This is a genomic window from Oerskovia flava (assembly GCF_026163685.1).
In the GTDB taxonomy this organism is placed as follows: Bacteria; Actinomycetota; Actinomycetes; order Actinomycetales; family Cellulomonadaceae; genus Oerskovia_A; species Oerskovia_A flava.
In genome coordinates this window covers 481,522-494,474 of record NZ_JAOXSR010000001.1, presented here as the reverse complement: position 1 = coordinate 494,474, position 12,953 = coordinate 481,522, and the positions used below count along the sequence as shown (strand labels likewise).

The 12,953-nt window shown below is 73.4% G+C and carries 8 protein-coding genes; all 8 read right to left on the bottom strand.

Annotated elements, in window-relative coordinates; all coding sequences use genetic code 11:
• Positions 1–19: 19 nt before the first annotated feature.
• Positions 20–1,636, bottom strand: coding sequence for a xylulokinase (locus OHL10_RS02125; RefSeq protein WP_265520488.1), 1,617 nt, complete (start codon positions 1,634–1,636; stop codon positions 20–22).
• A 136-nt stretch (positions 1,637–1,772) separates the two neighbouring features.
• A complete protein-coding gene (locus OHL10_RS02120) occupies positions 1,773–2,846 on the bottom strand; it encodes a LacI family DNA-binding transcriptional regulator (protein WP_265520487.1) in 1,074 nt (357 codons plus the stop codon).
• A complete protein-coding gene (gene proC / locus OHL10_RS02115) occupies positions 2,846–3,682 on the bottom strand; it encodes a pyrroline-5-carboxylate reductase (RefSeq protein ID WP_265520486.1) in 837 nt (278 codons plus the stop codon). The genes OHL10_RS02120 and proC overlap by 1 nt, the downstream gene beginning before the upstream one ends.
• Positions 3,683–3,781: 99 nt before the next feature.
• On the bottom strand, positions 3,782–4,477 hold the full coding sequence (locus OHL10_RS02110) for a hypothetical protein (RefSeq protein ID WP_265520485.1): 696 nt from the start codon (positions 4,475–4,477) through the stop codon (positions 3,782–3,784).
• Positions 4,478–4,613: 136 nt separating this feature from the next.
• Positions 4,614–7,721, bottom strand: a complete 3,108-nt coding sequence (locus tag OHL10_RS02105; protein ID WP_265520484.1) for a family 43 glycosylhydrolase — start codon at positions 7,719–7,721, stop codon at positions 4,614–4,616.
• 145 nt (positions 7,722–7,866) lie between these two features.
• Positions 7,867–9,822: an Ig-like domain-containing protein gene (locus tag OHL10_RS02100; protein ID WP_265520483.1), complete on the bottom strand. Its 1,956-nt coding sequence runs from the start codon at positions 9,820–9,822 to the stop codon at positions 7,867–7,869.
• Positions 9,819–12,074 carry a glycoside hydrolase family 127 protein gene (locus tag OHL10_RS02095; RefSeq protein ID WP_265520482.1) on the bottom strand — a complete coding sequence of 752 codons (2,256 nt, stop codon included), beginning with the start codon at positions 12,072–12,074 and terminating at the stop codon, positions 9,819–9,821. Before OHL10_RS02095 ends, OHL10_RS02100 begins: the two co-directional genes overlap by 4 nt.
• Positions 12,075–12,346: 272 nt before the next feature.
• Positions 12,347–12,892: a potassium channel family protein gene (locus OHL10_RS02090; RefSeq protein WP_265520481.1), complete on the bottom strand. Its 546-nt coding sequence runs from the start codon at positions 12,890–12,892 to the stop codon at positions 12,347–12,349.
• Between the last annotated feature and the right edge of the window lie 61 nt (positions 12,893–12,953).

Sequence of the window (12,953 nt, the reverse complement as noted above, 5' to 3'; positions counted from 1 at the left end):
TCTGATCGGTGGTCCCGGGCTAGAGCGCCGCGGTGGCGGCGCGCTCGACGGCGAGCCCGGCGCTGTACCGCTCGAGGTACGCGCCGAACCCGGCGACGTCCGCGGCGTCGGGCGCCACGGTCTCGAGCTCGGCCGTGGCGAAGACGTGCTCGCGCAGGTAGGTGCCGAGGTCGGACGCGCCTGGCTGCTGCGACCGCGCGTGCTGGTACGCCGCAAGCACGGCGATCCCCCAGGCGCCGCCCTCGCCCGCGGTCCGCCCGACGGTCACGGGGGCGTCGAGCGCGGCGGCCAGCAGCCGCTGCGCGACCCCGGCCGTCCTGAAGAGCCCCCCGTGGGCGAACATGGCGTCCAGCGCGACGCCCTCGCCGTCGAGCACGCGCATCCCGAGGGCGAGCGTGCCGAACGCACCGTAGATCTGCGCGCGCATGAAGTTCGCCAGGGTCAGGCGGCTGTCAGGCGTGCGGACGAACAGGGGCCGGCCCTCGTCCAGGCCTGTGATCGGCTCGCCGGCCAGGTAGTTGTACGCCAGCAGCCCGCCCCCGTCGGCGTCGCCGGCGAGCGCCGCACGGAACAGCGCCCCGAAGACCTCGTCCGGGCCGGCCTGCGCGCCCAGCGCGCTCCCGAGCTCGGCGAACATGTCCGCCCAGGCGCTCAGCTCGCTGGCGCCGTTGTTGCAGTGCACCATCGCGACCAGGTCACCGGCGGGAGTGGTGACGAGGTCCAGCTCGTGGTGGCGGTTCTCGAGGGGGCGCTCGAGGACGACCATGGCGAAGATGCTCGTGCCCGCGCTGACGTTGCCCGTACGGGGGGCCACCGAGTTCGTGGCGACCATGCCGGTGCCCGCGTCGCCCTCGGGCGGGCACAGCGTGATACCGGGCTGCAGCGCGCCCGTCGGGTCGAGGAGCGCCGCGCCCTGGGCGGTCAAGCGACCGGCCTCCTGGCCGGCGACGAGCACCTCGGGCAGCAGCTTCTCGAGCGTGGTGCCCGGGCGGCGCTCGGCGACGAGCGCGTCGAAGGCCTCGAGCATCCGCCGGTCGTAGCCACCTGTCTGCGGGTCGATCGGGAAGACGCCGGAGGCGTCCCCCACCCCCAGGACCGTCCGCCCCGTGAGGCACCGGTGGACGTAGCCCGCGAGCGTCGTGAGCGAGGCGACGTCGGCCACGTGCGGCTCGTCGTCGAGGATCGCCTGGTAGAGGTGCGCGATCGACCAGCGCAGCGGGATGTTGTGCCCGAACAGCTCGGAGAGCTCGGCCGCCGCCGGACCGGTCGTGGTGTTGCGCCAGGTACGGAACGGCACCAGCAGCTCGTCGTCGGCGTCGAAGGCCAGGTAGCCGTGCATCATCGCGGACACGCCGATCGCGCCGAAGGTGGTCGGCCGCACGCCCGCCCGACGTTCGACGTCGTCCGCGAGCCGCGCGTAGGCGTCCTGCAGCCCGGTACGGACCGCGTCCAAGGAGTACGTCCACGTGCGCTCGACGAACTCGTTCTCCCACTCGTGGCTGCCGCTCGCCAGGGGTGTGCCGTCCAGCCCCACGAGGCACGCCTTGATCCTGGTCGAGCCCAGCTCGATACCGAGGGCGGTCGCTCCGGAGGTGACGACCTCCCGAAGGTCGGGGGCCTCGCCCTGCTGCACCATCGCTGCTCCTCCTCGTCGCGGCCGCTCTGCCGCGTGTGTGTCGCCGTACTGCCGTCCAAGAATGTTAGCGCTCACACGCGCAGGATCCAACCCCTGACTCGAACCGGTTCCGCGCAGGTCCCGTCAACCCCCGCGCTCACCCCCTGGGGCCGGCCGAGCTGTCGCGGACCACGAGCACCGGCGCGATCTGCGTGCTGCGTACCTGCGCGCCCCCCAGGGCGTCGACCACCATCGCCATGCACCGGCGGCCCAGCTCGGCGAACGGCTGGCGCACCGTGGTCAGCGGCGGGATGAAGTGCGCGGCACCCGCGACGTCGTCGAACCCGACGACGGAGACGTCACGAGGCACCCGGACCCCACCCTCCCAGAACGCCCGCAGGAGCCCCAGCGCGAGCTGGTCGTTGCTCGCGAACACGGCGGTGGGCCCGTCCCCGGCACGGACGGACTCCGCGAGCTCTCGCCCCACGTCGTACCCGCAGTCCGAGGACCAGTCGCACGCGATCGGGTCGGGGATCTCGGCGCCATGCGCCTCGAGCGCGTCCCGCCACCCCGTCTCGCGCTCGCGGGCGTCGAACCAGTCGAGCGGGCCCGAGAGGTGCAGGACGCTCGCGTGACCCAGCTCGAGCAGGTGCTCCGTGGCGAGCCGGGCGCCGAGCTGCTGGTCCACCGAGATCGGCAGGATGCTCCCGGCGGACGTGCCCACCACGGCGGACGCGTCGGCCTCCGCCGGCTCGTGGTGCTCCCGGGCCGCGATCATGATCACCGGCACCGGGGCACGGAACGAGTCGACCGCGGCCGCGACGTCCGTCTGCGGGGCGATGACCACGATGCCCTCGACGCCCTGCGCCATGAAGTGCTCGAGCGCCCGGTGCATGGTCTCGGCGTCGTACCGCCGGATGGTCGCCACGCTCACGTAGTAGCCCTGCTCCCGGGCGGCCTCCTCGACGGCGATCAGCGTGCTGGTGGGGCCGTAGAGCGCAGAGCCGGTCGTCACCACGCCGACCGTCGCGGAGCGCATCGTCACGAGCGCACGGGCGGCGCTGTTGCGCCTGTACCCGAGGGTCGCGATGGCGTCGAGGACACGCTCGCGGGTCTCCGACCGCACGCTCGGATGGTCGTTGAGCACCCGCGACACGGTCTGGTGGGAGACACCCGCGAGGCGCGCCACGTCGGACATCGCAGGTGGGCGCACCCGGGCAGGTTCCGCCATCAGTCGCGCTCCAGCGCCGCGGCGAGCTCCTGGGAACGGTCCCGCGCCGCCTCGAGCGCGTCGAGGAACGCCGCCCGGACCCCACCGGCGTCCAGCCGTCGCACCGCGGCGACCGTGGTCCCGCCGGGCGACGACACCCGCTCCCGCAGCACCGCCGGGTGCTCACCCGTCTCCTGGAGCATCGCCGCGCTGCCGGCCACGGTCGCGGTCGCGAGCCGGAGCGAGAGCTCACGGCTCAGGCCGAGCAGCACCCCGGCCTCCGCGAGCGCGTCCACCACGTAGAACACGTAGGCCGGGCCGGACCCGGACAGGGCCCCGACGGCGTCCTGGTCCTTCTCCGGGACCCGCACCACGAGACCGGTCGCGGCGAGCACCCGCTCGACGAGAGCGACGTGGTCCTCCGTGGCGGCGGCCCCGCCGCTCACGGCGCTGACCCCCGCCCCGATCACCGACGGCGTGCTCGGCATGACCCGCACGACGGGCGTGCCCGACGGCAGGCGCGACTCGAAGAAGGTCGTGGGGAGCCCGACGGCGACGCTCAGGACGACCGCGCCAGGCGCCAGGTGGTCCGCGACCTGCGCGAGGAGGGTGGCGACGTCCTTCGGCTTCACCGCGACCACCACGACGCCGGCGCCGGAGACCGCCTCGACGTTGTCGTGCGTCACCTCGACCTCGTGGCGCACGCGCAGCTCGGCCGCACGCTCGTCACGCCGGACCGTCGCGACGACGTCGTCCGGCGACCAGCCGGCCGCGAGCGCCCCCGCGAGCACGGTCTCCCCCATCACGCCCGCGCCGAGGACGGCGATCCGCGTCACGGCCTCGTCGGTTCCGGTCATGTCCTGCCTGCTTCCTCGTCGTCCGCCCGGCGCGGGCGGCGGCTTCCACCGACGCGCCGGTCATGGTGTGGGGTGCCGGGCGCCTCCCGGCGCCTCGGGTCAGATCGGGAAGACCGTATAGAAGTCCTCGATGTCCTCGACCGGTCCCGTGGCCTGCACCACCGCGGTGCCGTTGTACCACGTCACCGTCGCCGTGCCGTCCTCGGCGGGGGTGACGGCGTAGGTGCCGGCAGTCTCGCCGTCGACCAGGACGTCGCCGGTCGAGGTCGGGGTGCCTGCCTCGGCGACCAGCGCCTCGGCCACGGTCCGGGCCTCGGCATCGGTGGACCACTGGCCGGCGACGACCGTGACCCTCGTGGCGTCGTCGCCCGCCGCGTCGGCGTAGACCAGCTCGTAGGCCTCGAGCGGGTCCCACCCGTCGAGCGCCTCCGTCTCGCCCTCGCTGCGCAGGGCGAACCGCAGGACCTCGGATGGCAGCGCCTGCGCGAACTGGGCGTCCAGCGTGCGCTCGACGGGGTCGATCGTCGGCGTCTGCGGGGGCTCGGTGACCGTCACCGTGGGGGCGGGCTCCTCCTCGGCCGCGGGGCGGGCGAACCCGGGCCACACGACGGCGAGGAACACCACGACCAGGACCACGGCGAGCAGCGCGGCGAGACCCACGACGAGGCGACGACGCCGGTACACCTCGGGCGACGGGCGGCGGCGGTGCCGGAGATCGGTGGCACCGAGGGCGTCCGGCGTCCGGCCGACAGGGCGCCGGGGCGCGTCGGCACCGTCGTGCGGCGACTGGCTCATGCCACCCTCCCTCCGGCTGGAGCTGCCCGACCGGGCTGATGATCGCCCAGCCTAGGGTGCGCCCGGCCGTGCCCACGACACGCCGCGCGGCGGGAAGCGCACGTTGGCCTCCCGCCGCGCCTCGTCCGGCCGTGGATCAGCCGCAGACGATCGGCTCGTAGGGCACCACGACGTCGACGCTCACCTCCTGGCCGCCGACGCTCCCCTTCGCGCGCACGACGGCGTCGCCGCCGTCGACGTGGGCCGCGCGGACCGCGAAGGACTGGTAGGCGCTCTTGCCCGGTGCCACCGCGTCCACCGTCCGTGACCCGTGCGCGGTCTCGAGCGCGACGTCGACGGGCCCGTCATGATCGTTGACCGCACGGACCACGACGTAGGCCCGGCCCGCCACGCAACGCGTCTGCGCGGTCGCGGTCACGGCGAGCTCCGGGACGACCGGACCCGTGCCCGGGTCGTCCGCGAACACGCGCCACTCGGTGATCGCGACGGCGGAGTACGTCGAGCCGTTGCCGTTCGCCTGCACGGTGGCGCGCAGCCGTGAGGTCGTCACGGGCTCGAAGGTGACGGTGTTGAAGGCCGTGGTCGACGTGCCGTACCCCGACGCGTCCGCGACGTCCGCCCAGGCGCCCGCGTCGTCGTCCCAGTACTCCAGGGACCACCCGTCGGGCGCAGCGACCCCGTCCCCCGTGCCCGGGTTCGAGTCCCGCCAGAACTTCAGCTCGGCCCCGGTGAGCCGGACCGGACGGGCCCAGTCGTAGCGGACCCACTGGCTCGCGGGCCGGTTGCCCGACCACGTGCCCCAGATCTGGGCCTGGCTCGGGGTGGCGGGGTCGGCGCCGTCGTTGAGGGCGCCGACGCTGTTCCAGCCGGCCGTGTACGACGCGCTCGCCGTGGCGATCGGTGCGACGTTCCCCGTGAGCGGTCCCGAGATGTCGGCCGGGATCGTCACGACCTTCGGCGTCTCGGTGTTGCCCGCCGCGTCGACCGCGCGGAAGGAGACCCGGTGCTGGCTCGCGTCCGGTGCGGCGACCGGGCCGTCGTAGACCTGCCACGCGCCCGTGCCGATCGCGACCTCGACGAGCGCGACGCCGGACGTCGCGTCGGTCGCCGTGACCGTCACGGTCCGGGCGTCGGGGTCGAGCGTGCCCGTGCTGACCGGGGCCACCCGGTCGACGAGGACGTCGAGCGCCTCCTCGTCGGAGACGTTGCCCGCGCGGTCTGTCGCCCGTGCCACGACCCGGTGCTCGCCGTCGCCCGCCACCACGACCTCGGTGGTGCGCGTCGGCTCAGTGGTGACCGGGTCGTCGTCGTCCACCTGCGTGGTGAGCACGACGCGCCCGCCCGAGTCGTCCGCGGCGTCGACGCGCACGCGCACGTCCGAGCGGAACCAGCCGTCGCTGCCCGCGCTCCCGAGGGGCGTGAGCGTGAGTGTCGGCGCGGTCTCGTCGCCCTCGGCGGCCTGCGCCGGGATCACCGTGACCTCGGCGCCCACCCGTCCGTCCGCGTGGCCGAGGACGGACCCCTCGACGGTGAACGTCCCAGGCTCCGCGACGTCGTCGGCGGTGACCTCGTCCCAGAACGCGGGGACCGCGAGCGTCGTCCCGCCCGGGAACGTCACCGGGACGGTCCCCGGCAGCTCGGTCTCCCCGACCTCGACGGTCATCGCGGGCGGCTCGACGGCCTCGGGCTGCTGGGCGAGGACCTTCCACTCCTCGACGGCCACGCCCGAGTAGGTGCTGCCGTTCGTCGAGGCGTCGAAGACCGCACGCACCTGCGTCGTCGTGACGGGGTCGAAGGTCGTCGACTGGAAGCCGTTCGTCGCCGTGCCGTAGGCGCTCGGGTTCGCGACGTCGACCCACGCACCCGTGCCCGACGCGTCCCAGTACTGGATGCGCCAGGACGCGGGTGCTGCGACGCCGACCCCCGTGCCCTGCGGCTGGTCGTTCCAGAAGTCGATCTGTGAGCCCGCGAGCCGCATCGGCTGGTCCCAGGTGTACTGCACCCACTGCTGGGGCGGGTTGTTGCCCGTCCAGGTCCCCCACATGTCCGGCGGGAGCGGGTTGGGGCGCACGATCTCGTCGTTGAGCGCCTTCTTCCAGTACTGCGTGGGGACGGGCTCGTTCGACACCGTGACCGTCGCCTCCTGAGCGACGTTGGCACGCGGCGTGACGTCCTTGGTCCGCTCCGGTGTCGTGACGACAGGCTTGATCCGCGGCGGCGTCTGGCTGTCGTCCCACTCGACCCGGTCGATCGCGACCGAGCGGCGGAAGTGGTTGCCGCCCACGGCGTCGGCCGTGTGGTACGCCAGCCACCACTCGCCGTCGTGCTCGACGATGCCGGGGTGGCTGGTCGTCGAGGAGACCGGCGAGAGGATGGTGCCGCGGTACGTCCAGGGGCCGGTGGGCGCGGGCGCCGTCCCGTAGGCGAGGCACGCGTGGTAGTTCGCGGGGGTGCACGACGACGTCGGTCCGGCGTTGTTGCCGGCGTACGCCATGTAGTAGGTGCCGTCGCGCTCGAACGCCCACGCCCCCTCGAAGAACCCGGTCAGGCCGGTGACCGTGCTCACCTGGCCCACCGGCGTCTTCATGTCCTGGTCGAGCTCGAGCATCCGCAGGTTGCCGAAGCTCCCCCAGTAGACGTAGACGCGCCGGTCCTCGCCCTCCCCGTCGACGAGCACCGTCGGGTCGATGTTGTGGATGGTGTTCGGCGTCGGGAGCCGCTGGGAGATGATCGGGGCCCCGACGTGGTCGGTCCACGGCCCGGTCGGGGTCTCGGACACCGCGATGCCGATGCCGAACCGGTCGCTCGCGGTGCTCGCCGCCTCGTGGACGGGCACGTACCAGTAGTACCGGTCGTCGATGCCGCGCACGACCTGCCCGGCGTACGCGCGGCCGGGCGACGCCCAGTCGAACACCTGCTCGGGACGCATGAGCGACGGGTGGTGCGTCCACTCGCCGGCGTCCACGTCGGCCGTCACGAACGCGCCCCACTCGTTCATGATGAAGTCGTTCGTCGTCGGCCCGGCCTCGTCGTGGCCCGTGTAGACGTAGAGCTGGTCGGCGCCCGTGTCGTTGCCCGGCGCGCCCGCCGGCACGACGAGCGGCGCCGGGTCGGCAGAGTAGTAGCTGCCGTCACCGAGGATCGGGTTCTGCGTCGAGGTGAACGTCGCCGCTGCGGCCGGCGACGCGACCGCTCCCACGACCGCCGTGGCCGCGACGAGCGCGGTCACGAGCGCGCCGGCCACCGGCGGACCTGAGCGGGAACGGGGTCGGGAACGATGCCGGTGCCGCGAGCGGGTTGCGGCAGATCGGTGGTCGTGTCGTGCTCGGGAGGTCGTCATCGTCTCTCCTCGAAGGGTGCTGGTGGACGGGTTGGTGGGACGGCCGGGGTCAGCCGCAGTCGGTCGCGGGGAACGCCACGGAGACGGTGGTCGGGTCGCCGCCGGCCGTGGCCGTGACCGCCACGTCCCCGCCGTCGACCGACGCCGCGCGGGCCGTGAAGGACTGGTACGCGGATCGACCCGGGGCGACGCCCGGCACCGACCGGTTCCCGTAGGGCGTGCTGAGCTCGACGTCGAGCGGCACGTCCTCGGCGTTCGTCGCGCGGACCGCCACGTGGACCGTCCCGGCGAGGCAGCGCGGCGTGACGACCACGTCGACGTCAAGGCCTTCACCCCGCGCAGGGAGCTCGAGACGGCCGCGCTCCTCGACGTTGCCCGCGGCGTCCGTCGCCGCGAACTCGATCACCTGCACCTCGTCGGTCAGCGCGCGCGTGAACGGCTCGGAGTACGTGCCCCAGAAGGTCCCCGGGCCCTCCCACTGGATGCGGTCGACCCCCGAGCCGGCGTCGGTCGCCTCGAGCGTGATCTCCACGCCCGCACCCAGGTCGCGGACCGTCGCGGTGGTCACCGGCGCGACCGTGTCGACGCGCAGCTCGCGCACCGCCTCGCCGACGTTCCCCGCCTCGTCGGTCGCGCGGGCACGGACCGTGCGCACCCCGTCCTGGTCGACGGCGAACGGCCCCGCGTAGGGCGTCCACGCGCCGTCGTCCACGCTGATCTCGACCGCGGGCGACGGGTCGCGGTTGTCGCTCGCCACCACCACGACCTCGGGGTGCGTCACGATCCATCCCGACGTCGTCGGGCCGGGCTCCGCGGTGATCGTCACCGTGGGCGGCAGGGTGTCCTCGACGTCGTCCGGTGCGAGCACGAACACGACGGCCTCTGCCTCCAGGTCCGTGCCGGCCACCGTGCCGGGGACGAGGAAGAACCCACCGGGCTCGGCGTAGTCCGCCGGTGCGACCGGGCCCCAGGACACCTCGGTCCGACTGTCCCTCGACCCGTCCTCGTACGCCGCGGTGACGACCGGCGAGAGCACGGGAGCGACGCCCGCGAGCGTCACGACGCTCACGGGGTCGACGCCGACGACGGCGCCCGGCTCGCCCGCGCGGACGTGCACGGTGCCGCGCACGAGGTCCGCGAACGCCTCGGTGGTGCCGGTGACCTCGAGGGCGCCCGGTTGCGCGACGTCGTCGGCCGTCACCTCCTGCCAGTCGACCGCGACGCGCTCGACCCGTCCGTCCACGAAGACCGCGTCGACCTTGGCCGGGAGGTCCGGCAGGACACCCACCGGGGTCGGGACGTGCACCGGGGCGACGTCGATCGGGCCGTGCGGGTCGACGGGCTCGGGCTCCTCGACACCGCCGGAGCCCCAGACCTCCCACTCGGAGACGCCCACGGCCGAGAAGGTGCTGCCCGGTCCGCCAGGGAGGGCCGAGAACGTCGCCCGCAGGCGCGTGGTGGACACGGCGTCGAACGTCGTCTCGTTCGGTTCGAGCCGCGCCACCGGGAAGCCGCTCGGCTCCGGCAGGTCGGCGAAGGCTCCCGCCGCGGCGTCCCAGTACTGGATCGTCCACGACTGCGGCACCCGGACGTTGTCACCATTGGCGTCCGCGCCGTCGGACCAGAAGCGCACGACCGACCGGTCCACCGTCACCGGTGCGGGCCACGAGTACTCGAGCCACTGCGTCGCGGGCCGCGGGTTCTGCCCGTAGGTCCCCCACGTCGCACCGTGCGCGCCGCCCGTGCTCACGCCCGCGCCGTCGTTGACCGCCTCGAGGGTGTTCCAGGCGGCCGTGTAGCTCGCGGCGGGCTCACCGACGAGCGCGACGTTCACCGGCTCGGCGGCAGCCGCGGTGGCGTTCGCCGAGGACGTGGACGCCGCGAGCGAGGCGTTCACCGTGGCGCCGAGGCCCGCGAGGCACGTCAGGACCACCGCGACCGCGACGGCCAGCCGGGCACGGGCGCCGGTGCCGGCACCGGGCCATGTGCTCGTCCGGGCGCTCATGCGAGCCTCGCCCGGCCGGCGGTGACCAGGATGCGCTGGGCGTCCCGGCGGCTCAGCAGGCCCGCGCCGACGAAGTCGTCCGCGGTCCGCTGCACGGTCGTGAGGAATTCGTGGCGGGAGGAGAAGCCGCCCGCCTCCCAGACGACGTCGAGGAAGGAGGTCCCGTCGGCGCGCGCGGCGTTGCGCACGCCGCTGTCGAGGCCGGCGAAGGCCACCCTCGGCTCATGTCGTTCGACGTACATGTGGTACTGGGTGTCGTCGCCGGACCACGCCGGTTCGAGAACGAGGTCGCCGAGGCGGAAGTACCCGTCCCCGAGGTTGGTGAGCGCGGCGTCGAGCGACCCGTCGAGGCCGAGGTGGGTGGACAGCGAGAGCCGCAGGAAGCTGCGCGAGGTGCTGCGGGCGAGCAGGACCGTCGGGCCGTGCTCGATGCTCTGCACCCGCGGGTTGTCGGGCGTCGGCACCGCTCGCACGCTCATCGGCATGTCGATCTCCACCCGGTCGCCGCGGCTCCAGGCGCGCGAGACGCTGACGTACGTGCCCGGGACGGCGTCGATCTCCTGCTCCGCGCCGTTGACGCGCACACGGAACCCGCGCCGGACCCATCCCGGCACCCGGAGGCGCAGGTCGAGCGGACCGTCGCCGTCGACCGTCAGCACGCTCGACCCGACCCGCGGGTACTGCGTCTCCTGCACGACGCGGAACCCCTCCTCGGGCCAGTCGAGCGTCGACGCCAGGTAGAGGTTGACGTAGAGCACACCGCCGTCGACCGCGCGGAAGTACACCGAGTCGCGGTACTTCACGTGGTTCTCCAACCCGGTGCCCCCGCAGCACGTCCCCGTGTTGCCGTACTCCCGGCGGGTCCCGGGATTCACGCCGTACATGTACGTGACCTCGGGGCTCGTGGTGGACTCGACGTCCTTCTTCGACCCCACGACGTGGTTGAGCAGCGCGCGCTCGTAGTACTCCATGTACCGCGCGTCGAGGGTGTGGAAGAACAGCAGGCGGCTGAGCTTGAGCATGTTGTAGGTGCCGCACGTCTCGGCGTTGCGGGCACCGATGTCGCCGGCGACGATGCCCGGAGGCCCGAAGAGCTCGCCCTCGCCGTGCCCGCCGTGCGCATAGGTGCGGCCCGGGACGACCATGCCCCAGAAGTTCTCGGTGGCGTCGCGGTAGCGCTCGGAGCCGGTGATGTCGTAGAGCTTGAGGTACCCGGGGAACTGCGGGATGTGCTGGTTCGCGTGCTTGCCGTCGAGCGTGTCCTGGTCCTGCGCGCACGCGTCGACGAGCGATGTGAGGTCGAACAGCCGCGCGGTCTCGGCGTACGCGTTCTCGCCCGTGTGCACCGCCAGGTCCGCGAGGACCTCGTTCATCCCGCCGTACTCGCCCGCGATGTAGATGCCCCACATCCGCTCGAGCTGCGCGGCGGGCAACCCGCTCAGCCGGTGGTCGACCCAGTCCGCCATCGACGCCGCGATCTCGAGCGCCTGCCCCGAGCCCGTGAGCCGGTACGCGTCCACGAGCCCCGCCATGATCTTGTGGCACGTGTAGTAGGGCGCCCAGATCTCGCCGTAGGGGGCGTACTCCTCGAGCCTGCTGAACTGCCACTCCCCGTAGGCGGCGAGGAAGCCGGGATGGCTGTACCGCCCCGTCGCGGCGAGCGCCGCCTGCACCTCGCCGAGACCGTCGACGACGGCGTCGGACTTCTCCTTGAGCACGGGGTCGCCGGTGCTCGCATAGGCGAGGGCGAGCATCGACAGGAAGTGGCCGCCGTAGTGCCCGCGCAGGAGGTTCGCCGTCTGTGTGCTCGCCCGCCCCGGGTAGTCGTCCGGGCCCCATGCCCGCTCGTTCGCGTGCCCGAACCCCTCCCAGCCGCCGGGCGCGGCCGCGCCGCGAGTGTCCAGGCCCGCGTTGCGTCGGAAGACCGCGAGGATCCGGTCCACCGGATAGGCGCGGGCGAGGTGCAGCGCCTGGTCCTGGGCCCGCGTCGCGACGCTCGGCGCCAGCGTCACGTCCGCCATGGCGAAGGGCTCCGCGACCCAGCGGTCGAAGGTGACCGACCGGTCCGCCGCACGCAGGAGCGCGGACCCGACAGACGGGCGGGCCGCGGGCGTCACCAGACCTCCCGCGCTCCCCGTCCGCCCCGCCGCGGCGGGTGCGCCCGCACCCGCCAGCGCGACGGCACCGACCGTCGCGAGCGCCCCGTACCGCAGGACGGTCCGTCTCGACGGCTTCACGTCGTTGTGCTGCATGCCTGCTCCTCGTTGAGGTCGACCGGGTCGACGCGGGCCGGCGCGCGCTGGCGGTCGACCCGGGACCCTCGGTGCACGTCGTCGTGCGGGACATCAGGGGGAACATGCCACAGACAGAAACCTCTTCGCAATGGTTTTCGGTTGACCGCTCGTGCAACCGTGCTCTGCAGGAGAACCGACTCAAGGCGTGGACCAGCGCCTGACCAGGGAAGACGTGGCAGTACGAATGCGCGAGGACCCGCCGCGCCCCGCAGGAACTCGAAACGGCTGGATCAGGACTTTTCGGTGCGGTGCTGAGCCCGGGCGTCGTCTCGGTGGGCCACCCGGCCCTGCGCCCGCGTCGCGGCGACGGCGAGCAGCACACCGACGACCGCGAGGTCGAAGATGATCTGGACCATCGTGACGACCTTCGCCGCGTCGCCCGTGGGGTGGATGTCGCCGAAACCGACCGTGCCGAGGGTGACCACCGTGTAGTAGAGAGCGTCGGTCCGCGACTCGATCCCCTCGAACTGGCCCGTACCGTCGACCGCCAAGAGGTAGTAGACGATCGCGAAGAACACGATGATCGGGAAGAACAGCCCGACGACCGACTGGACCTGCACCGACGCGTCGGCGCTCGCCCGCATCTGACGACGCCCGAGGATCACCATGAGCCAGGTGAGCGCCAGCACACCGACGCCGAAGACCACCGCGCTCGCTGGGCCCGGCAGCAGGTCGTCGCCGAGCGGGAGGCCGTAGAACACCAGGACGCACGAGACCACCGACCCGGCCGTGGCGATCACGGTCCACCACGGGCTGTCGTGCGGGATCCGGCGCATGCCCCCAGGATCGCAGCGGATCGCCCCCGGACGGTGGACTCCGGCGCACGTGTCGGCACGG

What these genes read in the sequence shown, in the direction of transcription:
- OHL10_RS02110 (WP_265520485.1), bottom strand. Translation starts at nt 4,477, where the DNA reads ATGAGCCAGTCGCCGCACGACGGTGCCGACGCGCCCCGGCGCCCTGTC.
- OHL10_RS02120 (WP_265520487.1), bottom strand. Translation starts at nt 2,846, where the DNA reads ATGGCGGAACCTGCCCGGGTGCGCCCACCTGCGATGTCCGACGTGGCG.
- OHL10_RS02095 (WP_265520482.1), bottom strand. Translation starts at nt 12,074, where the DNA reads ATGCAGCACAACGACGTGAAGCCGTCGAGACGGACCGTCCTGCGGTAC.
- OHL10_RS02125 (WP_265520488.1), bottom strand. Translation starts at nt 1,636, where the DNA reads ATGGTGCAGCAGGGCGAGGCCCCCGACCTTCGGGAGGTCGTCACCTCC.
- proC (WP_265520486.1), bottom strand. Translation starts at nt 3,682, where the DNA reads ATGACCGGAACCGACGAGGCCGTGACGCGGATCGCCGTCCTCGGCGCG.
- OHL10_RS02100 (WP_265520483.1), bottom strand. Translation starts at nt 9,822, where the DNA reads ATGAGCGCCCGGACGAGCACATGGCCCGGTGCCGGCACCGGCGCCCGT.
- OHL10_RS02090 (WP_265520481.1), bottom strand. Translation starts at nt 12,892, where the DNA reads ATGCGCCGGATCCCGCACGACAGCCCGTGGTGGACCGTGATCGCCACG.